This is a genomic window from Pirellulales bacterium (genome assembly GCA_035656635.1).
GTDB lineage: Bacteria > Planctomycetota > Planctomycetia > Pirellulales > JADZDJ01 > DATJYL01.
In genome coordinates this window covers 25010-48859 of sequence record DASRSD010000077.1, presented here as the reverse complement: position 1 = coordinate 48859, position 23850 = coordinate 25010, and the positions used below count along the sequence as shown (strand labels likewise).

The window sequence follows — 23850 nt, the reverse complement described above, 5'->3', positions numbered from 1 at the left end:
TGTTTGCTTAATACATTTTCCGCCGTGTGCTGGTACGTTACTTGCAAAATAAACGCCGCATTAAGAAACAGGGCACAGGCGGAGGCGGATCGTCAAGGTCAGCGCGAGAATGCGCCAGAAGGGACTTCTCCAAGAGATTAAACGCGTGCATATCCGCAGGAACCAGGTTGCAGGTCTTTACCCGCCTACTACCAACAATCCTACTGATATTTTGTTCTCTTCCCTTCTTGCGTGCCCAAGCTGCGCATGATCCGTAAGGCGGTCGGATGATGTGGTTGCGTTTTCGTTTTTCAGGCGAGGAATTTTCCTTTGCCGCCGTGCCCGTTTCCAAACCTTCAGGCGTTTGTTTCCATCCTTCTGGCAAATTGAACGAGGTGTTGCATGTCTGCTGATCCTTCCTCTGGCCCGGTCATGAAAAAGACGCTCGGGCTCACCGGGCTGACGATGAACGCCATGGCGCTCATCGCCCCCGGCGCGTTTTTGTGGCTGACATTCCAAATCCAATCGCAATATGGTGCGCCAATGGCTGGCTGCGCTATTTGGTTTGGAATTTTGGCAGCGATTATGCTGTGTTTCGCCACCGCCATTTCCTATGCCGAATTATCGAAGCTGTATCCTGGGGCAGGCTCATCGTACTTCTTTGCCGAACAAGCATTTTTGTCAAAAACGCACGCTTATAAGTTCGCACGGCTGGCCAAATTCATCACCGGCTGGGCTAGCCACTTGTACTACTGGGTCTATCCAGGATTAATGGTTGGTGTAACCGCAATATTGGTGGGCTATTTGGCAAATCAATTCTGGCCTGACACCTTTAACGGAACGATCAGCAGCCCAACGTTGATGATTGGCTTCTGCATCGTATTTGCCATTGGTGTCTCGTACATCGCCCACCGCGGCGTGTCCGGTTCCACTGGCGTAAATATCGCCATCAACGTAATTCAAATTAGCGCATTGTTGGTGTTCTCTGTCATTGCCCTGGGCTATCGCTTGAGCCATGGCGAGGGCTCCGTCGGTTGGACGTTTGACCCCGATGGCAATCCGATCAACGTTGTTTTGGAACAAGATAAAGACGGCAGCCCCGTAAAGATCAAGAACGACAAAGGGGAAGATGTTTACAAAGTCGTTCAGGAAAACGGCACAGATAAGCCGTACCGTCTTACCTACAACGGCGCTGGGGTCGATCAAACCCCGGTCGATGCCACCAAGCCAACGGGCGATAAGCAAGATACGTTTGAATTTCACGACTCGGCGCTCTCGGTGGTTTCTCCGCACGGGTTCAGTTTTATAATCATTCAGGCGTGTGTGGCGATTCTCATCCTTGTCGGTTTCGAATCCGTCACCTCGATGGGCGAGGAAGCGAAAAATGCTAAGCGTGATATTCCTAGAGCCGTCTTGTTGTCGCTATTCATACAAGGCGTGGTTTGTTACTTAATCGAATACTTTTGTGCCGGTTACTTCCTTAATCCTGGTTATCCAATTACCAAAGCCGCCAGCTCCGGGGCTCCCATCGGCGATATGATGACTCTAGCCGGGACGTGGCTGTTCGGCAGCCCATCGGCAGGAAAGACCTTCATGCTGATCGAAGCCGCTACCGTGTTCCTGGCGCTCATTGGCACCACGCTTTCGTGCATGAATACCGGAGCGCGCGTCACGTACGCCATGGGTCGCGACGACGAAATGCCGGCACACTTTGGCATGTTGCATGGCAAGAACTTGTCGCCGCACCGTGCCATTTGGACGCTGTGCGGGGTTTCGATTGTGATCGGAATCATTACCGTGCTCTGGTGCCTATGTGGGCCGGCCGTGCCCGCCACGATGGATACTGCTCTCTCTGACGGCCAAAAAGCAAGCATTTGGTATCCCAGCTTTTTGGTGTTCAGCAGCGCCAAAGCTGCGGCCCTTCCGAACAGTTTGTTGATTGTCACTTTGACGAGTAACTTCGGCACGTTCATGCTGTACATGCTAACTTGCTGGGTGGCTATCGTGGCTTTTCGCGAACATCATAGCTTCAGCGGATTTAAGCACATGTTCATCCCGCTGTTTGGACTAATTGCTAATTTGCTTTGCATGCTCTTTTACATTGTCGGTCCAATATTCGTGAGCGGAATGAGTCCCTACGAACCTCGTTGGGCTCTTGCGGTCGCCGCTGTCTGGGGCATTTACGGCGGCTTATACTTCGTCTTCTCTGGCAAGAAAAAAGGCAAAACGTCGTTCGTCAGCAGTGCCGATGCGGCGGCTCGTCGGGCTGCACCGGCCTGAGGATGTGCCTCGTATAGTTTCAGCCTGTTAAAACTGGTACCCTGGGTGCCACGGGTGGTAATCGCCCGTGGCGCCCTTTTATTTTTTTGCGGCAATAGAGCCTGCGACTTCACCGCATCTGCGCGGCGATTTTCCAGTTCCATAAAGCGGCAGTTTTCGAGTTCAACAAAAATCGAGCCGGACGGAAAAATGGGTGCTAGCCAAGTACAATAGCAAGCGGAAAGGAATGGGCGACGGCTTTCCGTTTCAAACCGATTGAGGGAGCGTTCATGATTCGCAGGCGGAACGTTTTTTCATGGGCCGGGCTGGCCATGCTGCTTGTGGCTTTGAATTCACGAGTGGCATTGGCCCAGGAACCCAATTCGCTGCCCATCGCCCAGCCCACCACGAATTCATCATTCCCGTGGTTTATTACTTGGGCGCTTGCTGCTGGTTGCCTAACGCTGCTTGTCCCGGCGGGCATGGCGCTGGTGGCCGGTGGTATGAATCGCCCCAAGAATTCCGCCCACATGTTTGCTATGAGTTTGATGATTGTGCCGCTGGCCGGTTGCGCGATTTTTTTGTACGGATTTGCACTCGGCTGGGGAAATTTAGCCGGCGGCCTGGCCCCGCCTGGCTGGTCGACCGCCTTAGGCAGCGAGCTGAATCAACTCAATCGCGGAATTGGCTTCGGCTCGGAAGCCAGCGCGCCCGACACATCGATTTTCGGCCTGTTTGGCGCCACGGGCTTTGCGCTAACGGGACTGTACACGCCCGGCGTGTTGGCCCTGTTTTTTTTGATGTCGGCTTTCCTGATGGTCGCCGCAACCATTCCCACCGGCGCCATGGCGGAGCGCTGGGCCTGGCGCAGCTTCGTGCTGTACGGTTTTTGGGTGATTGTGCCGCTGGCATTGTTTGCCAATTGGGTTTGGGGAGGCGGATGGCTCGCCCAAATGGGAAAAAATTGGAACTTGGGTCACGGCGCGGTCGATTTCGCCGGTTCCGGCGTCATTCACGCCATGGGGGCAATCATTGGTTTGGCTGGCACCATTTGCATTGGCTCGCGGTTGGGAAAATTTGTGAACCGCCGCCCCCGTGCCATGCCGGGCCACAATATTCCTTACGTCGTCGTCGGCACCCTCATCTTGCTATTTGCCTGGTTCGGAATGACCGCCGGCGCCACGTTGGCGGGCACCGATTTGCAGCTCAGCTCGGTCTTTGTGAACACGCTGCTGGGCGGTATCGGAGGCGCGGTGGGCGCAATGTTCTATTTACTGGCCACCGTGAAGAAGCCCGATCCCACGCTGATGTGCAATGGTCTGGTGGCAGGCCTGGTATCTATTAGCGGCGCCTGCGCTTTTGTGAGCCCGTGGGCGGCGCTTGTAATTGGCGTTGTAGGCGGTGTGTTGATCATTATCAGCGTGCTGTTTTGGGATAAAGTTGGCGTCGACGATCCGGTGGGCGCGGTTTCCATGCACGGCGTGGCTGGGTTGTGGGGAGTTATTTCCGTCGGGTTGTTTGCCAATGGCAAATTTGGCGCCGGCTGGAACGGAGTGGCCCGGGAAGTTTTTTCCAAGTCCGGCGCTGATGGCGTGCGCGGTCTGTTCTACGGCGACGCCAGCCAATTGACGGCACAACTGATTGAAGCGGGCGTGCTAATTGTGTTCGGATTTCTCGTAGCTTATGGCTGCTTCAAGCTCAGCGCCCTCATCACGCCGTTGCGTGTCAGCCGTGATGCCGAATTGCAGGGACTGGACGGCAGCGAAATGGGCACTCTGGCATATCCCGATTTCGTGCTCAAAAGCGGAATTTTAGATGCGTAATGTCGACGAGCAACCGAGAACCCCAGCCTCTTCGTCCAGCGCCGCAGCACGCAGCGATTCCGTTTCTTGGCAGCGCTACGCCGCCACGACGGCCGTCATCGCCAGCTGCGCTTTGCTGGCTTGGATTAGTGACCATGTCGGGCTGACGTCGACGAACATCGCCATGATTTTTCTGGCGGCCGTGGCCCTGGTGGCGGCGCGGTTTGGCCGCGGGCCGGCAATTGCAGCGGCGGTACTCAGCGTGTTAGTATTCGATTACTTCTTTGTAGAGCCGCGGTTCACGTTTTCTCGCAGCGATACGCAGTACATTGTGACACTGGGCGTGATGTTGGGAATCGGCATCCTCATCAGCGAACTTACCGCCCGGCTGCAAACACAGCTACGTTCCTCGCAACAGCACGAGCGGCAAACGGAGGAGCAATTTCGTGCATCGCAACGCCAAGAACGCCGTACCACCCAACTTTATCGTATGACGCGCCAATTAAGCGAATTGGCAGGGACCGAGTTTCTCGTTCCCCGTGCCGGCCGGCAATTGACTGAAGTGTTTGGCGGCGAGGTGGTGTTGCTGCTGCCCAAGCCTGACGGCGAACTGCTAGTGCGGTTTGGCAGCGAAGCCATCGTGGCTGGCAACCCGGCCGATTTAGCTGCAGCGCATTGGGTGGCCGAAAACCACCGCAGCGGCGGACTGGGAACCGACCTGCTCCCGGATGCCACGGCCATGTGGATTCCGATGATTGGATCGCAGCGCCTCATGGGAGTGCTGGCGGTCCGCCCCGGCGATGTGAATCGGTTGTTCGATCCTGAAGAGCGGCGCATGCTGGAAACCTGCGCCAGCCTGATCGCTCTAGCGATTGAGCGTGATCAATCTCGGCTAGAAGTTCAGCAAGCTCAACTGCACGTTCAGGCGGAACAATTTCGTAATGCGCTGCTAAGTTCCGTTTCGCACGATTTACGCACGCCGCTGGCAATGATCGCGGTGACCGCTTCCAGCATTCTCGATCATTCCACCGATCCCCAGTCCCCCGCCAACCGCGAAATGCTGCAAACCGTGGTCGACGAATCGCACCGCCTATCCCGGCAGGTCGATAATTTGTTGGAAATGGCCCGCCTGAACTCCGGCACCTTGGTGCTGAATTGCGACTGGCAGGTGCTGGAGGAACTGATTGGCGTGGTGCTGGCGCGGCTGCGTGGGGAATTGCAAGGACACAGTGTATCCGTAGATATCCCACACGACTTTCCCATGCTGTGGGTCGCGGCCGACCTCATCGAGCAGGTGCTGGCCAACTTGTTGGAAAATGCGATCCGTTACACGCCCCAGGGCACGCGGATCCAAATTTCAGCCGTCCGCCGCAGCGACATCGCCGAAATCATCGTGGCCGACAACGGCCCCGGCCTGCCCGCAGGAAACCCCACCAAGCTGTTCGAAAAATTTTATCGGGGCACGCGAGTTGTTGCCGACGGCCAGCGCGGCATCGGCCTGGGGTTGCCCATTTGCCAAGGCATTGTGCAGGCGCATCGGGGAAACATTCGGGCGGCCAATCGTCCCACCGGAGGCGCCGAATTTATTATCTCACTGCCCTGCCCACAACAAAGCCCGCAGGTTAATTTAGATGTAGAAGATTCGTTGGCTTGAATCCCTTCGTTCTGAGTTAATCTGCGGCATTTGCCCATGTCGACCGCCACCTCCTCACCGCCGCTGGTCTTGTTGGTGGAAGACGAAGCCCCCATGCGCAAATTCCTGCGAGCATTTTTGTCCGGGGCGGGTTATCGCATTGAGGAAGCCAGCGCCGGCGAGGAAGCACTGTCGATCGCAGCCGAAAGTCCGCCGGACGTGGTGATTTTGGACCTCGGCTTGCCCGATATGGATGGCCAGGAAGTGCTTCGCAAGCTGCGCGATTGGCTAAAGGCGCCCATCATCGTGCTTTCTGTGCGAAATCAGGATGTACAGAAGATTTCCGCACTGGATCACGGCGCCGACGATTACCTACAAAAGCCCTTCAGCACCGGCGAATTGCTGGCCCGCATTCGCGTGGCCTTGCGGCATACCGCCCAAGTGCAAACCGGCAACGAGGCGCCGGTGTTCGAATCGGGCGATTTGAAAGTCGATTTAGCCGCCCGCCGCGTATTTGTTCGCGGCGAGGAGGTGCATTTGACGCGCATGGAGTACAACTTGCTGACCACCCTGGTGCGATACGCGGGCAAAGTGCTGACGCATCAATTTCTCTTGGCCGAAGTGTGGGGCCCGACGCAGGCGGAAAACACGCAGCATTTGCGGGTTTTCATGGCCGGGTTGCGGCGCAAAATCGAGGCCGATCCCGCACAGCCGCGCCACTTGCTTACCGAGCAAGGCGTCGGCTATCGCCTGGCGTTTGAATAACGCAATAGCAGAAATATTGCCTTCAACGTTTAGCCGCGACGCGCTAACGGAGCGGTTGATGGGACGAGCGGGTGGTGAGTTGCTTTGCTGCAGGCGCGCGAAGATTTCATAAAGTTGTATCGCTAAAAAATAAAAACTTTATAAATTTGCCAATCTTTCCGGCAACTGCCGCTTGGCGGCGAAGCATTTGTTTTTCATGCCGCGCATGCGTGCATCCAGTTTTTCTGTGATTGCACACTCGTAAGCTAGCACGCTGTAAGCAGTTGTAAATGCGCGCTTAAATTGCGCGCACTGCGCGCTGCTGCGGTACAGCGATTGCAAATCGCCTCGCGGCCTCCATTAGTGCGAGGTCCAATTCAATTTTGTCGTCGGTGTGCGCTTTGTACGGTCCTTTTATCCGAGGAGAATGTGTCATGTCGAACAGGCGGAAATGGTGGCAAGTATTAATTAGTAGAAAGCCGGTCATTTGGTTTGTGGCAATTGTTTTGGGGTTCGTTGTTTCTCGATCATATGTTTTCTCTCAGGATGCAAAAAAGGCGCCGGACGCAGCCGTTCCTGCTGCTGCCGCTCCTGCTGCTGCCACTACCGCTCCGGCCGCTGCTCCTGCTGAGGCGGCCGCTGCAACGCCCAAGCTACCCGATTATTTCAGTTCGGACTTAACGAAAAAAGACGACAGCGGTTTACTCTTTTGGCCTGATGCCACGGGCGGTCATGCGGGCGTGTGGGCAACCCCAGCCGGCGATGGTAAGGGCGATGTTCCGACCACACTGAGTAAAGAAGACAACTATGATCGCATCTCGCACAATTTATTCTCGATCAACTTCGTGTGGACGTTGGTAACCGGCTTCTTGGTGATGTTCATGCAAGCCGGTTTCGCCATGGTGGAAGGCGGCTTGTGCCGTTCGAAAAACTCGGCCCATACCTTCGCCATGAACTTCATGATTTATCCGCTCGGCTGCATCGCATTTTACGTGTACGGTTTCGCATTGGGTTGGGGTAACTGGTACAACGGTCCCGTGCCGCCAGGTTGGTACGCATCTCTTGGCCCAGGCACTGCGGTTCTGAACCAAGGCATCGGTATCGGACCCGACTCCAGCGGCAACGGCGCTTTCAAATATGGAATTGTTGGCACCAAGGGTTGGTGCTTGCAGGGCGTTGACGATGTCGGCGTGATGGCGCTGTTCTTCTTCATGATGGTGTTCATGGACACCACCGCCACCATTCCCACGGGCGCCATGGCGGAACGTTGGACGTGGAAAAACTTCTGTCTCTATGGTCTGTGGGTCGCGCTGCCGTATTGCATCTATGCCAACTGGCTATGGGGAGGAGGTTGGCTCGCACAAATGGGCGTCAACTGGGGCTTTGGGCATGGCGCCGTCGACTTTGCCGGTTCCGGCGTAGTGCATGCCATGGGTGGCATTATCGGTCTGGCAGGTGCAATCTGTATCGGGCCGCGCATTGGCAAATATGTTGATGGGAAAATTAACGCGTTCCCTGGTCACAGTCTGCCTATGGCCCTCATCGGTACTTTTATTCTGGCCTTCGGTTGGTTCGGATTTAATCCCGGCTCCACGTTGGCAGGCTCCGATCTGCGGATTGCACATGTCGTGGTGAACACCATGTTGGCCAGCGTTACAGGCGCCTTGGCAACCATGTGCTATATGATGTTTGTCCAAGGAAAGAAACCTGATCCATCCATGCTTTGCAACGGCATGTTGGCGGGCTTAGTCGCCATTACAGCTCCTTCCGCCTTTGTAAATAGTATGGGCGCTTGTATCATCGGGGCCGTCGCCGGCGTGCTTGTGGTCTGGAGCGTCGCCTTCTTCGATAAGGTTCGTGTCGACGATCCCGTAGGCGCCATTTCTGTTCACGGAGCTTGTGGCTTGTGGGGCGTTTTGTCGGTCGGATTGCTAGCGACCGGGCAGTACGGAGCTGGCTGGAACGGTGTCGTCCGCGATGCCTGGGTTAAAGCACCAGGAGCGGGTGGAATCGATGGCGTTCGTGGTCTGTTCTACGGTGATCCTAGTCAGCTCGTAGCGCAGATCATCGACTGTGGTGTAGTCTTCGTATTCGGTTTCGCGATGGCGATGATCTGGTTCAAATTCAGCAACCTAATCACGCCGCTTCGTGTCAGCAGGGAAACCGAAATCGAAGGTCTCGATATGCCTGAAATGGGCGCCCTGGGCTGGCCCGATTTCGAGCACACCGGTAGCTCCTAGTTTCTGTCAAACGTTCTGCAAGGTAAAGTCAATCACGTTGACGTCTCGCTCCGATGGTGCATGCACCATCGGAGCGGAGCGCTACTAAAACGGCGGTAAATCCTTCTCACTCACAAATAGATTCCTGATCCAGGAGAATTCCCGTGAAAAAGATCGAGGCGGTAATCCGGCACTTCAAATTGGAAGAAGTAAAAAACGCGCTCAGTGCCAAAGGCGTGCAAGGCATGACGGTAACCGAAGTGCGCGGCTTCGGCCGCCAAAAGGGGCACACCGAAACCTATCGCGGCGCGGAATATGCCGTCGATTTTCTTCCCAAGGTTAAGCTTGAGGTGGTGGCCGACGAAAAAGATGCTCAGAGTGTGATTGACGCCATCGTGAACGCGGCCCGCACCGGCCAAGTGGGCGACGGCAAAATTTTCGTCAGCTCGCTGACCGACGTGGTCCGCATCCGCACCGGCGAAACTAACGCCTCGGCGATTTAATGCACGGCCAGTTTGATGTGGGCCAGATTAACGCGGGCCGATTTCAAGCCCTCTCCCCTTGGGAGAGGGCAGGGTGAGGGTGCCGTAGAACCTTGGCCCGCTTCCAGGCGCGTCCAACTTGCTTTGGCTAGTTCAACCTTGGCCTGCTACAATGTGCCCGGTTCGTTTGCGAGCGTTTCAGTCCAGATGCTTTTCGGCGTGCTTCCACGAAAGCCAGCGTCATGGGCGCTTTTCTCACGGGCGACGATGTAAAACTCCAAGGTGCGCCGGCGCTATCGACCGATGCCGGGCCATCGGCCACGATTCGTCAATCGTCGACGTCGCTAAAACTCCCCAACGATAATTCGCCGCAACATCAAGTCGCCCCCGTCTGGCACCAAAGCCCTTGGTTTTGGGTCATGTGCCTGACGGGGGTCGATTATTTCAGCACGCTGGGGTATCAGCCGTCGATTGCTTTCGAGGCCGCCGGCATGTTGGCCCCCTTGGCCACCGTGGTGTTGGTGCTGCTGACGCTGTTTGGGGCCGTGCCGGTTTATTCGCACGTGGCCGGACAATCGCCTCATGGGCAAGGCTCGATTGCCATGCTGGAGCAATTGGTGCACGGCTGGAAAGGCAAAACGCTGGTGCTGATTCTGCTCGGTTTTGCTGCCACCGATTTTGTCATCACCAAAACGCTGAGCGCCGCCGATGCCGCCGTGCATTTAACTCACAACCCGTATTGGGCGAAAATGCCCGCCTTCATCCGTCAACTGAGCGAAGGCAAGCAACAAATGATGGTAACCATGCTGCTGCTCGTCTTGCTGGGGGCCAGTTTTTTGCGCGGCTTCCGCGAGGTGATTGGCCTGGCTGTGGTCATCGTGGGCGTGTATCTGACGCTAAATGCCATCGTCATCGGCAGCGGATTGGTTTACTTACTGGCGCATCCGGCCCGGTTGGAAGGTTGGTGGCAAAACGTTTGCGACGGCAACTGGCACATTAAGCATTTGCCGGCGCTGGTGTCGGGAACCAGCCTGGGCTCGATTGCCGCCATTTGCCTGCTGATTTTTCCGAAGCTGGCCCTGGGCCTGAGCGGCTTTGAAACCGGCGTGGCCGTGATGCCGCTGATTCAAGGCGACAAAGACGACGATCCGCAAAATCCGCTGGGCCGCATCCGCAACACGCGCAAGCTGATGGTGACGGCCGCCTTGCTGATGTCGGTGTTGTTGCTTAGCTCTTCAATTGTCACCGCCACGCTGATCGACCCCAGTTTGCTCGGCGAAGGGGGCGTGGCCCAAGGGCGTGCGCTGGCGTATTTGGCTCACAACGGCGGCCCAATTTGCCCGCTGTTTGGCGAAGTGTTCGGCACCATTTACGATCTTTCGACCGTGGTCATTCTCAGCTTCGCCGGCGCCAGCGCGATGGCGGGCCTGCTGAATCTGGTGCCGCAGTATTTGCCTCGCTATGGCATGGCCCCGGAATGGGCCCGCGTGGTTCGGCCGCTGGTGCTCATTTTCACCGCCATTAACCTGCTGGTCACTTGGATTTTTCATGCCGATGTGGAAGCCCAAGGGGGCGCTTACGCCACCGGCGTGTTGGTGCTGATTTCCAGCGGCTGCGTGGCCACCGTGATCGATCGCTACCGCAAAAGCGAAAACATTTACACTCCGTTTCGCATTCCCTGGGCATACGTGTTCATTACCGCAGTGTTTTTCTACACCACGGCGCGCAACATGATCGAACGGCCCGACGGCATTAAAATCGCCAGTTGCTTTATCGTGGCCGTGGTCGTGTTGTCGTTCTGGTCGCGGATGCGGCGCAGCACCGAGCTGCGCTTCGCCGGCTTCGAATTTGTGAGCTACGAATCGCGCTTCCTGTGGGACAGCTTGAAGCACTTGGAATTCCCCGTGCTGGTGCCCCATCGCCCCGGTGCGCGCGATTTGGCCCAAAAAGAGCAAATCATCCGCGAGCGCCATCGAATTGCCGATGAGGTGCCGATTGTGTTCATCGAAGCGGAGTTGGGCGACACCAGCGAGTTCGAGCAAATGCCGCTCATGGAAATTCGCCAAAGCGAGGAACGGTTTATCATTGGCGTGCGGCGCTGCGCATCGGTGGCCCACGTCATCGCCACCATTGCCCTGGAGCTGTCGCGCGCCGGCCGGCCGCCGGAGGTGCACTTCGGCTGGTCGAACGAAAACCCGATGGCCGCCAGCATTAGCTTCCTGTTGTTCGGCGAGGGGAACGTTCCCTGGATGGTTCGCGAGCTGATCCGCCGGGCCGAGCCCAACCCCACCCTGCAACCGGAGGTGTTCATCGGTTAGTCGCCACAGGTTTGCCCGGTCGCCTAATTTGAAAAAAATGTAATGGTGGCTGTCCCAGCCGCCGGCGTGTCACTCGAGAAAAACGGCTGAGGACAGCCGTCACTACATTGTGGAGTGGCCAAATTAGGCGATCACCGGCTGCCCTGGCGTTTTCATTCCGCATGACGTAAGAATGCAGGGCGGCGTGGCCGTCCGTAGCCACGTTCTTTCACTCCTGAACGATTTTTTTTGAATGGCCAGCACCAACCACCCGCAAGCTCCGACTTCCGCTACAGGAACGGCATTTACACGGCCGGCTTCCTCGACGGGCGTGATGATTGCCGCCGGCGTCATCATCGCTTGTTACGCTTTCTGGCTGCTAGCCGGCGGGCCGCAGCATGCGACGAGCTTAATCGTGGACGAAATGCATGCCACGGCGGCAGCCGCTACGGCTGAGCCAGCAAGCCCCACCGTGGGGCAACAGGCGGAACACACCCCGCCGCCGTTGTACATGGTGATTCCGTTCGTGCTCATGCTGGCTGCGATTGCGATTCTTCCGCTGCTGCATGGGGCCAAGCATTGGTGGGAAAGCAATTTGCACCGCTTTTACGTGGCCGGTGGGCTGGCAGCCCTGACGGTGCTGTATTACGGATTGGCGCATCAGTTCCCCATCATTGGCCACTTTCCCGCACGCCATGTTTCGCCATTTACCCCGGAAGAATTCCTCCATTGGGGCACAGTCGGCAACTTGTTGGCCAACGCGATGCTGAATGAATATGTTCCATTCATCATTCTGCTGATGTGTTTATACACCATCAGCGGCGGCATTCGCATCGAGGGGGATTTACCGGCACATCCGGCAACCAACACGGCTTTTTTGGCGATTGGCGCCCTGTTGGCGAGCCTGATTGGCACCACCGGCGCGGCCATGGTTTTAATTCGCCCGCTGCTGGAAACGAATCGCCAGCGTAAGCATGTGGCTCATACCGTCGTGCTGTTCACCTTTGTCGTATGCAACTGCGGCGGATGTTTGCTGCCGCTGGGCGACCCCCCGCTGTTCCTGGGCTACCTGCAAGGCGTGCCGTTTTTGTGGACGCTGAGCTTGTGGAAAGAATGGCTCTTCATCAACGGCTGCCTGCTGGCCATTTATTGGGCCTGGGACCGGTACTATGTCTATCCGCGAGAAGAAGCCCGCGATATTGTCCGCGACGAAGCCCAGGTTCATCGCTTGCGCTTCGCCGGCTGGCAACTGAATGGGCTCCTGCTGTTGGGCGTCATTCTGGCCGTGGCGTTCCTCGACCCTAGCAAAGCTTTCCCCGGCACCAATTGGCATCCTTGGCTTTATTTGCGCGAGGTTGTGCAGTTGGGACTGTTGGCTTTATCGCTACTGCTCGGCTCGGCCCATACGCGGAAGATGAACGATTTCAATTTCGCGGCCATCATCGAAGTGGCCGTGTTGTTCTTCGGCATTTTCATTTGCATGCAGCCGGCGCTGCAAATTCTGAACGCCCGGGGGGCCGAGCTCGGCTTGAACACTCCGTACAAATTCTTTTGGGCCAGCGGCACGCTGTCGTCGTTCCTGGACAACGCGCCCACCTATTTGGTGTATTTCGAAGCCGCCAATGCCATGACGACCGCCCCCGGCCATGGCATATTGGCGCTGCAAAGCGGACATTTCATCCGCGAAGATCTGCTGGCCGCCATCAGCCTTGGCGCCGTTATGATGGGCAGCATGACCTACATTGGCAACGGGCCCAATTTCATGGTTAAATCGATCGCCGAATCCTGGGGCGTGCGTATGCCTAGCTTCTTCGGCTACATGGTTTATAGCTGCGTCATTCTCTTGCCGCTTTTGGTGTTGCTAAACCTGCTATTTTTGTAGCCCGATGTTTCACGCCGTGAATTTTTTAGCGTGCCAGCGAGCTGCTAACGACTACTGTGCGACCGATTCCACATGCGCCAGCACTAAGCGGATGAGGTCGTACGGCACGCGGCCATCCAAACGTTCAAACACGGGACTTAATCGGCGTGCTTCGAGTTGAGCCGCAGCGGCGGTCACTTGGCGGTAAATTTCGTCGCTGACCCAGCAATCGATTCGCGGCGGTTTTTCTTCGGCGATGAATTCCACCAGGTAGCTGCACGTCGTACTGCGCGCCCGATTGATTTTGTGTTTCACGTCGTCAATCGACCAGCGTTGGCGAAATAACTCGAACGCTTGCGATTTCACCGCATTCGGCAGCTTTGGCTTGATATAGGCCGCTTGCGGTTCGCCGGCGCTGCCGCCCAATGCAGAAACGGAAGTGGGAGCAATTTGATCGGCATCGATTTTGTATTCGGCGCAGTAATGGCGAACCAGTTCGACCAGCCCGGCGCCAAAATCGGCCAACCGTTTTTCGCCGATGCCCCGGACTTCCTTCAACAATTCCAGCCGAGTGGGCCGAATTCGCGCCAGACTGCGCAACGAGGCATCGTCCAGCACCAAATAGGGCGGCACTTGGCGCTCGTGGGCTAAGTCCAGCCGCCAAGTTCGCAACCGCTCGAACAGGTCGCGGTCCACGCCTTCCCAGGAATCGGCATCCACCTGGGCCTGCGTCGGGGCCGTCTGCTTGGGCCGCAGCAATTTAACTTCTCGCTGGCCGCGCAATACCTCCCGGGAAGCCGCGTTGAGCTTTAGCAGGGGCCGCTCGCCCGGCGTGCGATCCAGCAAACCTTGATCGACCAGTTGATACACCATCGATTGCACGTGCTTTTTGGGCACTTCACGCAACAGGCCGTACGTGCTGAGCTGCTCGTGCCGGCAGTTGCGAATCATTTCGGTGTTCGCGCCGGTCAGCACATCGACCACGTGCCCCACGCCAAATCGCTCCTCAACCCGCGCAACGCACGACAGAATTTTTTGTGCCGCGACGGTGCCATCTTCCACTGTCTCCACGTCGGCCAAGCACACATCGCAGGCTCCGCAGTTTTCCCGTTCGTAGGGTTGGCCGAAGTATTCGACCAGCGCCCGGTGCCGGCAGCGCGGCGAATTGCACAGCCGTTGCATTTGTTGGAGCAATTGCTGTTGGGCCTCGATAAACTGGCCGGGATTTTCGGCATCGGCGGCGCTTTTATGAATCAGGCCATCCCACCGCATGGCGTCGGCAAACGAATACAGTAGCACGCACTCGGCCTCCAACCCGTCGCGCCCGGCCCGGCCTGTTTCTTGCTGATAATGCTCGACCGTTTTTGGCATGGCCGTGTGCAGCACGCAGCGCACATTGCTGCGGTCGATGCCCATGCCAAACGCCACCGTGGCCACAACCACGTTCAATTTCTCTGCAGCAAAGGCATCCTGCACTTGATGCCGCACGGCCGGATCCAAGCCCGCATGATACGCCGCCGCTTGAATGCCATTGGCATTCAACACGGCCGCCACGCACTCGGCATCTTTTCGCGTGAGGCAGTATACGATAACCGCTTCCCCGGCATAACGCCGCACGACTTCGATGCTTTGCCCATATACGTCAACCTGGGGCAGCACACGGTAGACCAAATTCGGCCGATCGAACGAACCGACCAATACCGCCGGGTCGCGCAAATTTAATTGCCGGATCACGTCCTCGCGCACCCGGAGTGTGGCCGTTGCGGTGAACGCGTGCAAGCTGGCCTGCGGAAATTGCTCGCGCAGCTTGGCCAGTTGGCGGTATTCCGGCCGAAAGTCGTGCCCCCAATGGCTGATGCAATGGGCCTCATCAATGGCAAACCGCCGCACATTCAGCCGCTGGGCCATGTTCAAAAACCACGGCGTGACCGCCCGCTCCGGCGCAACAAACAACAACCGATATTCGCCACGCAGCAGACTCTGCTCGATGTTTCTCCGCTCTTCATTTTCGATGCCGCTATGTAGCGCCGCCGCCGGATAGCCGCATTCGCGCAGGCCATCGACCTGGTCTTTCATCAGCGAAATGAGCGGCGAAATGACCACGTCGGTCCCGCCGGTCATGGCCGGCGGCGCCTGATAACACAGCGATTTGCCGCCGCCGGTGGGCAGCACCACCAGCGAATCGCGGCCGGTCAAAGCCGCTTCAATGGCCTCCGCCTGGAACGGCCGCAGTTGCTGAAATCCCCAAAAACGGCGAATGGTGGCCAGCACCGCGGGAGGCACCGTGCCAGAAGCATTATCCGGAACCGCGGGCACAGGGGATACAGCGGCAGTGGACATATGAACCGTTCCTCACGTGGAAAGCTGTTATACCACCCTTTCGGCATAAGTAAAGCGCGCGCGGCATAGAATCTCGCCTTCTCGCTGGACGAGCGGCAGGCTGACATTTATCATTGAGCCACTTGTCGGAAGAAACCGCGCAACTGCCGTCAAATTTGCCAGACCCTAGCCCAGGATTGTTTCATGGCCGAATTGAATTTGGAGCCGCCGGCGAAAATCGATCTGCATCCCGGGCCGTGGTATCGGGAGATGACCGCGCACTGCTGGTTCGTGCTGATTGTCGCGGCCATGGCCTGGCTGTTCGATTGCCTCGATCAGCACTTGTTCAACCAGGCGCGCCGCCCCGCCATGGAAGAATTGCTCTCCGGAACCGGCGCCAATGCTACGGCCTACGGTTATTATGTGACCGGCATTTTTCTCTTGGGCTGGGGCACCGGCGGCATTTTCTTTGGTGCTTTGGGCGATAAAATCGGCCGCGCCAAAACGCTTATCGTTTGTATTTTGCTGTACTCGGTCTGCACCGGACTCATTTTCTTTTCCCACGCATTTTGGGATTTCGCCGTTTTTCAATTGATGACCGGCCTGGGCATTGGCGGCGTGTTTGCCGTCGGCGTAGCCTTGGTGGCCGAAACGGTCCCCTCGTCTGCCCGCGCCGGCGCGCTCGGTTTGCTGCAGGCCCTTTCCACGGTCGGCAATGCGCTGGCGGCCGTCATCGGTTATGCCTTTGGGCTGCTTGCCGTGCCGCATGCCTGGCGATGGATGTTCGTCGTCGGCGCGCTGCCGGCGGCCATGGTTGTTTTAGTCCAACGCAAAGTCCACGAACCAGAACTCTGGCTCAAAGCCAAGGCCGAAGGCAAACTCGCCGGCAGTTTGCTCGGCTCGCTGGGAAAATTGTTTTCCGATCCTCGCTGGCGAAAAAACGCCATCATCGGCCTGGTGTTGGGCTGCGCCGGCATTGTCGGCTTTTGGGGCGTCGGCGTGTTCAGCAACGATTTGGTCCGCACCGTGCTTAAAGATTCGCTCGCTTCCAAACACTTGGAACCGGCGGATCTCGACAGCCAGCTCACCACCTGGGTCGCCATCAATTTGTTCATGATGCAAATCGGCGGCTTCACCGGCATGATGCTCTACGCTCGCTTGGCCCGCGTCCTGGGCCGAAAGCCGACCTTTGCCATTGCCTTCGTCCTGGCGTTTCTGGCCACGGTCCTGGAATTCCAGGGCATGACTTCGCATTACCAGGTCTTCTGGCTCACGCCGATCATGGGCTTTTGCCAACTTGGAATTTTCGCGCTGTATGCGATTTACTTCCCCGAACTTTTCCCGACCAGCCTCCGGGCGACGGGCACCTCGTTTTGCTACAACTTCGGCCGATTCGTGGCGGCCGCCGGCGCGTTCATTCAAGGCTATTACGCCCTCAGCCAGGCGTCGTCCAAACCGGTCGATACGCTTCGCAGCATCGGCACGTGGACGGCGCTGGTGTACCTTGTCGGCATTCTCGCCCTACCCTTCGCCCCGGAAACGAAAGGCAAGCTGCTGCCGGAATAAAGTTTCGGGTATGGTATGGTTATCTAGTGCGCGCCTTATGTTTGTGTAGCGTTTTCGATGCAGCCGGAAGGCCACGCCTTCCGGTCCCGATGCTGTGAGCATCCGGCTACCCCAATACCCAATTAGCCGTCCGCCTCGGTGGGCGCTGCCGGAGAAATAAACGTGGCGGTTTTCCAGTGGATCATCGAGCACGTCAAATGGCTGATGAGCCTGGCTCGTCCGGAAAACTTGCGCGCCATCGTCAATCCAGAGTGGGCTCCTTGGGCCGGTTACGCCATCCTCGGCGCCATCGTCTTTAGCGAAACGGGGCTGTTGGTCGGCTTTTTTCTGCCGGGCGATTCCCTGCTGTTTGCCGCCGGGTTTTTAGCCAGCCAGGATGTATTCAACATCGTCGTGCTCGATCTGGTATTAATTCCGGCGGCCATTTGCGGCGACGCCTGCAATTATTTTCTCGGGCGGCAACTGGAAGAACATGTGTTCGAAAAGGGTCGCTTGCGCTTCGTCAAGCATGAGTACTTGATGTCCGCCAAAGCGTTCTACGAAAAACACGGCGGTAAGGCGATTGTGCTGGCCAAATTCGTGCCGATTGTGCGCACCTTTACGCCGTTTGTGGCCGGCGTTGCGCGCATGACGTACCGCCGCTTTTTAATGTTCAATGTGCTGGGCGCCGGCAGTTGGATTTTGCTGATGACCTGGGCCGGCTATTGGCTGGGGCGCTTTGCGTGGATTAAAGATCATTTCGAGCTGGTGGTGCTGGGCATCGTGTTGGTAAGCGTTTTGCCGGTGCTCTTGGGCATTTTTCGCGCTTGGCGCGGCGAAGAACTGCTCCACGGCGACGAACGCCCGGCAGATTAATTCTCCGCCCGTGGCCCGCGCGCTCCGCTACCGCGTCGCGGCTAAACATCACAACATTCCGCATTCCGCATTCCGCATTCCCTATTCCCTATTCCCTATTCCCTATTCCCATTCCCCAATCGCGGCTCCGCCAGCCGTTCTTCCAACTGCTCCGCCGGCAGCACGACGCCGCAACTCACGATGTATTCCACCGCCTGCTCCACCGTCATGTTGACATCGATCACGTCGCTTTTGGGAATGAGCATCGTATACCCGCTCACCGGCACCGGGCTGGTCGGCAGTCAAATCGTCAACATTGGCACGCCAGCGATCGTTTGCACGTCGGTCATCCCCTCGTTGGTGACAAACGCCAACGACCACACATCGCGGCACGGATATTCCACGGCCACCACGCGAGTGAAATCCAATTCCCGTTCGCTAAACACATAATTCGTGACTTGCTTGGCCGAGCTGTACACGGCCCGCACCACCGGCAGCCGGCCAATCCCTTGTTCAAACCAACCCCAAAACGCCCGGCCCAACCCGGCGGCGAACATGCTCCCCAACACATACATCAGCAGCACAAACACCACCAAAAACACGGGTCCCACAATCCAGGGGCGCAAGTATGTGACATCCAGCCAGCGGCGATACGCCTCTTGCCCGCTTTCCGGCGGCGCTTCCCCCGGGCTGCGTTTCACCACGGTGGTGTAGACCGCAAGCGGAACGAACTGCCCGCTTTCGAGCTGCTTGTATTCGTGCCCTTCGGAAACGAACACCGTCGGATCGGCCGTGGGCTGGGCATCGGGAAGCTGGGTGCGTATGTCGGCCCAGTGGCCCACAATCAATTCGCGCGTGCCGTCCAGCACCGGCTCCAGAATGTAATAATCGACCGTCTTCACAATCCACAGCAAAATCACCAGCGTTAACAGCGGCGCCGCCACCACCCCCAGCCCGCGCAGCACCGCGGTGCGAAATGGCCTGACCCCGGACGAAAGCTGCGTCGATAGGCCCGATTTTTCTAGAGCCATGACCGTTGGGGGCGCTGGGAAAAAGGATCGTTCGGCGACTCCGCCGCGGCGGGGAAAATTCCCGTGGATTGGTAAACCGGGCGCGTGTAGCACCCTGGCGGCGGAGCAAATGCAGCGTCGAGTCTACGCGGTTTTGCTTCCCGTTGCCAGTTCGAGCGGCCCAGCCACCTTGATTGATCGGACGCCAGCCGATAGCTTGGTAGATTCACGTTTTCACGAGGAGATACTCGGCATGGTCCGCACCCGTCCCCGCACCAAACTCAAATTAATGCGTAAAGCCCGCCGCTGCCCCAAGTGCGGCGCGAAGCTCAATAATCAGCAAATCCGCTGCAAGCGCTGCGCCGCCGAAGCAAGCCTGATTGGCATTGCTCCGGGCACAAAAAAAGGGCGCTACGTCAAGCCGTATCGTCGCCGTCGCAAAAGACCGCTAGACGGCGGCTAAATCGAGCGCTTGTCAAGTTCACAAAGCCGGGCATGGTATGCCCGGTGCAGGGCATTTGTGCGGCGCTCCGTTCCGGCGATGCCATCGCCGGCTTTATGGATCGTGGCATTTACTTGTCCGAGGCGTCGTGAATGAGCTGGCCTTTGGTCGGCTCGCCGCGGTCCACCGCTTTGCCGCTGGCTACATAATGCTCAAATTGCAGCGGCAGGCCCTCCCCTTCGCCAAAATTGGGCTTCGTTTGCAAATGGATGTGCAGATGCGGCTCCGAGGTGTTGCCGCTATTGCCGCATAATCCGATGGCCTGCCCTTGCGTGACGTGGTCTCCCGGCTTCACCTTCAGGCTCCCCTTTTGCAAGTGGCACAAAAACAAATACTCGTCATTGCCCAAATCCAGCACGACGTGGTTGCCAGCCGCTTCGGCCGGATTCATCTTTCCCGGCTTGTTGTCGTCAATTCCATCGACAACCGCCGCCACTAAACCAGCCGCCGGTGCGATAATGGCCTGCCCGAAGCAATAGTAATCCTCGTTTTTGACTCCGATGCCCGAGTGCGTTTGGCCATTTTTCATCATCACGATGTCATCGGCAAAGCGCTGATCCGAGTAGGACGCATGATAATTATCTTTGACACTGCGGCCTCCCCAGAACACGGTCCAGGTTCCGGCAAATGGCAAGCGTGCGTCGGCCTTGGTTTTATAGTCCAAGAAATTTGATGGCGCTTCTCCGGTGGGTTGAATCAGGAAGCCGGCCAGTGTTCCGTCGGAGGTGACCGAAGCGCTGATCGAAAACATTTGCCCCTTGGTCGATTTCACCAACCGCGTGTAGTCGGCCCCCAATTTCTCATCGGCGGTGATGGCGCCATTGCCGACGCTGCCGGCGCGCATGGCATTCATGCTGGCGGCGTCCTTCATTAGTGCCCGTAGTTCCGGCGAAGCATGTTCCAGCAACAACTGCATGTTTCCCTTCAAGAACGCATCCACATAGCTGCGCGCAGTTTGTTCCGTCGACTTGTCTTCGGCAAACGCTGTGATGGCCATAACTGCGGGCAGTATCAGCACCAACCGATTTAGGCGTCTCATATTCTTCTCGCTGAGTGAGTTGGGGTGTGGTTGCTCAGAACGTGTTCATCAGGTGGGGCATGGCGTGCCAGGTGGTTGATTGTGGCCTCGCCCTCCCTTTTTCTCCACCATCGCCGGTTTTATGCATGTACCCAAGCGCTGCAATGGTTGTTTCACGCGCGGCGACGATCTTCAAAATTTCTTTCCAAAATTGGGCCACCCGTTTGTTATAGTGCGCTTTCATACCAACAGACTAGCCGTTTGAGCCACTCCGAGCCGGATTTTTCCAGCCTGCTATTGTGAGCCGAGCCGAGCTATCCGCAACTGATGTTGTGGGCCGAGCCGGGCTGTCCACAGCCCGGTGTTGTTCGAACGGCCGCACGCCACGCAGCACAAAATCACCAACAATGCACATGCCGGAACCAAAACGCCATCGAATTTGTCCACCGGCCCGACGATGCCGCTCGGGCATTGGCGCGGTGCGCGTGAATCTGCCGCTGAAGAAACTCACCTTTTCCGTCCGAAAAATAAAAACCTGGAACAAAATGGATAAAGCGACTGTCGGCAGCACACACTTTGAGAGCGTGCCAACTCAACGGTGTGACGGGCGGCGTGGCCTAATTTGCTCATCGCGAATCGACTGCCGCACCGGTATACTAATGAATGATCGGACGCATTTACACGCCGTAGCCGAGAATTTTTTTCATATGCTCGATACCAGTTCCAGCACTCCCGAATTGCTTGCTCCCGCCGGTGATTGGGAAGCGATGCGCGCTGCCGTGGCGAACGGAGCCAACGCGGTTTATTTCGGCCTTTCCAATTTCAATGCCCGGCATCGGGCGGCGAATTTCACGCTCGACGAACTGCCCGAGGTCATGGCGTATTTGCACGGGCATAATGTCCGCGGATACGTGGCTTTGAACACTTTGATTTTCTCCAGCGAATTGCCGGAGGCCGCTGGTTTCGTTGCCGCCATGGTGGCGGCCGGGGCCGACGCCGTCATTGTTCAAGATTTGGGGCTCGCGAATTTGATTCGCCACTTGGCGCCGGACCTGGCGGTTCACGGTTCTACCCAAATGACGTTGACCGAGGCACGCGGAATTGAGTTTGTCCGCCGCTTGGGAGTGCAACGGGTGATTGTGGCCCGGGAACTTTCCATCGACGACATTTCCCACATTGCCGCGAAAACCGCCATGCCGCTGGAGGTGTTTGTCCACGGCGCCCTGTGCGTGGCCTATAGCGGGCAATGCCTAACTAGCGAAGCCTTGGGAGGCCGCAGCGCGAACCGTGGGCAGTGTGCCCAGGCCTGCCGATTGCCGTACGAATTGTTTGTCGACGGCCAGCAGCGCGATACTGGCGACCGACAGTATTTGCTCAGCCCGCAAGATTTGGCGGCCCACGATTTAATTGAGCCGCTGGTGAAACTCGGCGTGTGCAGCTTCAAAATCGAAGGCCGCTTGAAAAGCGCCGAGTATGTAGCGATCACTTCGCAAACTTATCGCGCCGCCATCGATGCGGCCGCGGCGAATCTGCCGTTCGCCTTAGATCGCCAAAAGCAGCGCGATCTGCAACAAAGTTTTTCGCGCGGTTTCAGCCACGGTTTTCTTAGCGGCGTAAACCATCAAGTGTTGGTTCCCGGGCGATTTCCCAAAAGCCGCGGCGTGCGGCTGGGCACGGTGGTCGATAAAACGGCACGTGGCGTCATCGTGGAACTGGATTCCGCAGATTCGGAACATTTGCACCACATCGTTCAACCCGGCGACGGCATCGTGTTTGACGAAGGGCATCCCGAGCAAGACGAACAAGGTGGGCGCGTCATCGAAGCGCAAAAGCTTGCGCCCAACGCTTCGTGTAGCGGGGCTAATTGCAAAACGCGGGGTGGTGAACATTGCATCGAAATGGTTTTGCACCACGGCAGCGTGAATTTGGCCGCCATCGCCCTGGGCAGCCTGGTGTGGAAAACCGACGATCCGCAACTACGCCAGCGAATGGGGCAAACGTTTGCCCGCGACGTGGTGATTCACCGCGAGCCGTTGCAGTTCACGATTTCAGGCACTCTAGGCGCTTCTTTGAATTTGGAAGTGCGCGATTCCCGCGAAAACCTCGGCAGCGCAACGTGGCCCGGGCCTTTGCAGGCAGCGCGAAAGCATCCGGTGACTCCCGAACTGCTGCGCGAACAACTGGGCCGCTTGGGCGGCACGTCTTTTGAATTGGCCGACATGCAAAATGATTTGCCGCCGAATGTGATGGTGCCCAAAAGCGTACTGAACGATTTGCGCCGGCAGGCGGTTGCCTTGTTGCAACGAAATCGCGAAGCGAAGCGCAATCGCACGGTTTATCCGCAAGCCTTGGACGAATTGCGCCGCGACGTTCAGAACCATCGCTGCAAATTCCCTGCTGACCAGCCAGCGCTTAACGTGCTAGTCCGCAACATGGAGCAACTCGAAGCAGTTTTGGCCTGGCGGCCGGAAACTCCGCTCTTGCCTCCCGCGATGGTCTATGCCGATTTCGAAGATCTCCGCCGCTATCACGAAGCGGTGGCCAAAGCCCGTTCTGCCCGCATGCCAATTGGCTTGGCGTCGTTGCGGATCATCAAGCCGGGCGAAGAAGGCCTGCTCCGGATCATCGCCAAGGCCCAACCCGATGCGGTGTTGGTGCGGAACTTGGCGGCGTTGATGTTTTTCCGCGAAGAAGCGCCAGCTGCGGCCGAGCAGAAATTGATTGCATCTTTCCAACTCATTGGCGATTTTTCGCTCAACGTGGCCAACGAATTAACCGCCCATTTGCTGGCACAGGAAGGCCTCTCGCGGCTTGTGCCCAGTTACGATTTGAACTGGGAACAACTGGCCGCCATGCTGCGTCGAATGGATCCTGGGCTATTGGAAGTTGTCGTTCATCAGCACATGCCCATGTTTCACATGGAGCATTGCGTGTTCGCCGCGATGCTTTCGAATGGCAAAGATTCCCGTGATTGCGGCCGGCCGTGCGATCGCCATAAAGTAGAGCTGCGCGACCGCACTGGCGCTGCTTTCCCACTGCTGGCCGATACGGGCTGTCGCAACACGATTTTCAATTCCGTGGCACAATCGGGCGCGGAATATATTCCCAGCATGTTAGCCTTGGGCGTGCGGCATTTCCGCGTGGAATTGCTGCGCGAATCGGCTGTCCAAGTGGCGCCATTATTGGAACACTACGCCCGAGTAATCAACGGGCTGGAGCCACCGCGGCAAGCCTGGAGAAGCTTGCAAGTGTTGAATCAACTGGGTGTTACCCGCGGCACGTTGCAACTGGCGTAAACAAAAATTTGCATAATTAAAGCTCGATT

17 protein-coding genes are annotated in these 23850 nt (G+C 57.4%); 12 read left to right on the top strand and 5 right to left on the bottom strand.

Annotated features, from left to right (window positions below; all coding sequences use genetic code 11):
* Positions 1 to 381: 381 nt before the first annotated feature.
* From VFE46_07270 to VFE46_07235, 8 genes are all read left to right on the top strand, one after another.
* Complete coding sequence (locus tag VFE46_07270) at positions 382 to 2259, top strand: APC family permease (GenBank protein ID HZZ27795.1); 1878 nt, start codon at positions 382 to 384, stop codon at positions 2257 to 2259.
* Between the two features lie 269 nt (positions 2260 to 2528).
* On the top strand, positions 2529 to 4061 hold the full coding sequence (locus VFE46_07265; GenBank protein ID HZZ27794.1) for a hypothetical protein: 1533 nt from the start codon (positions 2529 to 2531) through the stop codon (positions 4059 to 4061).
* Complete coding sequence (locus VFE46_07260) at positions 4054 to 5694, top strand: DUF4118 domain-containing protein (GenBank protein ID HZZ27793.1); 1641 nt, start codon at positions 4054 to 4056, stop codon at positions 5692 to 5694. The genes VFE46_07265 and VFE46_07260 overlap by 8 nt, the downstream gene beginning before the upstream one ends.
* A 36-nt stretch (positions 5695 to 5730) precedes the next feature.
* The gene (locus tag VFE46_07255; protein ID HZZ27792.1) at positions 5731 to 6438 is read left to right on the top strand and encodes a response regulator; all 708 of its coding nucleotides are present in this window, start codon (positions 5731 to 5733) and stop codon (positions 6436 to 6438) included.
* A 380-nt stretch (positions 6439 to 6818) separates the two neighbouring features.
* A complete protein-coding gene (locus VFE46_07250; protein HZZ27791.1) occupies positions 6819 to 8657 on the top strand; it encodes an ammonium transporter in 1839 nt (612 codons plus the stop codon).
* A 143-nt stretch (positions 8658 to 8800) separates the two neighbouring features.
* Positions 8801 to 9139 (top strand): P-II family nitrogen regulator, encoded by a 339-nt coding sequence (locus VFE46_07245; protein ID HZZ27790.1) that lies wholly within the window; start codon positions 8801 to 8803, stop codon positions 9137 to 9139.
* Between the two features lie 221 nt (positions 9140 to 9360).
* Positions 9361 to 11436 (top strand): hypothetical protein, encoded by a 2076-nt coding sequence (locus VFE46_07240; GenBank protein HZZ27789.1) that lies wholly within the window; start codon positions 9361 to 9363, stop codon positions 11434 to 11436.
* A gap of 232 nt (positions 11437 to 11668) precedes the next feature.
* Positions 11669 to 13297: a sodium:proton antiporter gene (locus VFE46_07235; protein ID HZZ27788.1), complete on the top strand. Its 1629-nt coding sequence runs from the start codon at positions 11669 to 11671 to the stop codon at positions 13295 to 13297.
* Between the two features lie 51 nt (positions 13298 to 13348).
* Here the strand turns inward: VFE46_07235 and recQ are convergent, their stop codons facing one another.
* Entirely contained in the window at positions 13349 to 15616 is a 2268-nt protein-coding gene (gene recQ, locus VFE46_07230) for a DNA helicase RecQ (GenBank protein HZZ27787.1), read from the bottom strand.
* A gap of 183 nt (positions 15617 to 15799) precedes the next feature.
* Here recQ and VFE46_07225 point away from each other — a divergent pair, with 183 nt between their 5' ends.
* Together VFE46_07225 and VFE46_07220 are read left to right on the top strand one after the other, a co-directional pair.
* Positions 15800 to 17161: an MFS transporter gene (locus tag VFE46_07225; GenBank protein HZZ27786.1), complete on the top strand. Its 1362-nt coding sequence runs from the start codon at positions 15800 to 15802 to the stop codon at positions 17159 to 17161.
* A 162-nt stretch (positions 17162 to 17323) separates the two neighbouring features.
* Positions 17324 to 18016 carry a VTT domain-containing protein gene (locus VFE46_07220; GenBank protein ID HZZ27785.1) on the top strand — a complete coding sequence of 231 codons (693 nt, stop codon included), beginning with the start codon at positions 17324 to 17326 and terminating at the stop codon, positions 18014 to 18016.
* A 95-nt stretch (positions 18017 to 18111) separates the two neighbouring features.
* On the opposite strand, the gene VFE46_07215 is transcribed toward VFE46_07220, so the two are convergent.
* Together VFE46_07215 and VFE46_07210 are read right to left on the bottom strand one after the other, a co-directional pair.
* Positions 18112 to 18261, bottom strand: coding sequence for a hypothetical protein (locus VFE46_07215; protein ID HZZ27784.1), 150 nt, complete (start codon positions 18259 to 18261; stop codon positions 18112 to 18114).
* Between the two features lie 36 nt (positions 18262 to 18297).
* The gene (locus tag VFE46_07210) at positions 18298 to 19026 is read right to left on the bottom strand and encodes a DUF502 domain-containing protein (GenBank protein HZZ27783.1); all 729 of its coding nucleotides are present in this window, start codon (positions 19024 to 19026) and stop codon (positions 18298 to 18300) included.
* Between the two features lie 232 nt (positions 19027 to 19258).
* On the opposite strand from VFE46_07210, the gene VFE46_07205 reads away from it, so the two are divergent.
* Positions 19259 to 19468: a hypothetical protein gene (locus tag VFE46_07205; protein HZZ27782.1), complete on the top strand. Its 210-nt coding sequence runs from the start codon at positions 19259 to 19261 to the stop codon at positions 19466 to 19468.
* A gap of 109 nt (positions 19469 to 19577) precedes the next feature.
* Here VFE46_07205 and VFE46_07200 read toward each other — a convergent pair whose 3' ends face one another.
* Together VFE46_07200 and VFE46_07195 are read right to left on the bottom strand one after the other, a co-directional pair.
* Positions 19578 to 20546 carry a M23 family metallopeptidase gene (locus VFE46_07200; GenBank protein HZZ27781.1) on the bottom strand — a complete coding sequence of 323 codons (969 nt, stop codon included), beginning with the start codon at positions 20544 to 20546 and terminating at the stop codon, positions 19578 to 19580.
* 34 nt (positions 20547 to 20580) lie between these two features.
* Positions 20581 to 20769: a hypothetical protein gene (locus VFE46_07195; GenBank protein HZZ27780.1), complete on the bottom strand. Its 189-nt coding sequence runs from the start codon at positions 20767 to 20769 to the stop codon at positions 20581 to 20583.
* Between the two features lie 415 nt (positions 20770 to 21184).
* On the opposite strand from VFE46_07195, the gene VFE46_07190 reads away from it, so the two are divergent.
* Positions 21185 to 23821, top strand: coding sequence for a DUF3656 domain-containing protein (locus VFE46_07190; protein ID HZZ27779.1), 2637 nt, complete (start codon positions 21185 to 21187; stop codon positions 23819 to 23821).
* Positions 23822 to 23850: the final 29 nt, after the last annotated feature.

Coding starts and splice junctions, on each gene's coding strand:
- VFE46_07270 (HZZ27795.1), top strand. CDS start 382: ATGTCTGCTGATCCTTCCTCTGGCCCGGTCATGAAAAAGACGCTCGGG.
- VFE46_07265 (HZZ27794.1), top strand. CDS start 2,529: ATGATTCGCAGGCGGAACGTTTTTTCATGGGCCGGGCTGGCCATGCTG.
- VFE46_07260 (HZZ27793.1), top strand. CDS start 4,054: ATGCGTAATGTCGACGAGCAACCGAGAACCCCAGCCTCTTCGTCCAGC.
- VFE46_07255 (HZZ27792.1), top strand. CDS start 5,731: ATGTCGACCGCCACCTCCTCACCGCCGCTGGTCTTGTTGGTGGAAGAC.
- VFE46_07240 (HZZ27789.1), top strand. CDS start 9,361: ATGGGCGCTTTTCTCACGGGCGACGATGTAAAACTCCAAGGTGCGCCG.
- VFE46_07235 (HZZ27788.1), top strand. CDS start 11,669: ATGGCCAGCACCAACCACCCGCAAGCTCCGACTTCCGCTACAGGAACG.
- recQ (HZZ27787.1), bottom strand. CDS start 15,616: ATGTCCACTGCCGCTGTATCCCCTGTGCCCGCGGTTCCGGATAATGCT.
- VFE46_07225 (HZZ27786.1), top strand. CDS start 15,800: ATGGCCGAATTGAATTTGGAGCCGCCGGCGAAAATCGATCTGCATCCC.
- VFE46_07215 (HZZ27784.1), bottom strand. CDS start 18,261: ATGCTCATTCCCAAAAGCGACGTGATCGATGTCAACATGACGGTGGAG.
- VFE46_07210 (HZZ27783.1), bottom strand. CDS start 19,026: ATGGCTCTAGAAAAATCGGGCCTATCGACGCAGCTTTCGTCCGGGGTC.
- VFE46_07205 (HZZ27782.1), top strand. CDS start 19,259: ATGGTCCGCACCCGTCCCCGCACCAAACTCAAATTAATGCGTAAAGCC.
- VFE46_07200 (HZZ27781.1), bottom strand. CDS start 20,546: ATGAGACGCCTAAATCGGTTGGTGCTGATACTGCCCGCAGTTATGGCC.
- VFE46_07195 (HZZ27780.1), bottom strand. CDS start 20,769: ATGAAAGCGCACTATAACAAACGGGTGGCCCAATTTTGGAAAGAAATT.
- VFE46_07190 (HZZ27779.1), top strand. CDS start 21,185: ATGAATGATCGGACGCATTTACACGCCGTAGCCGAGAATTTTTTTCAT.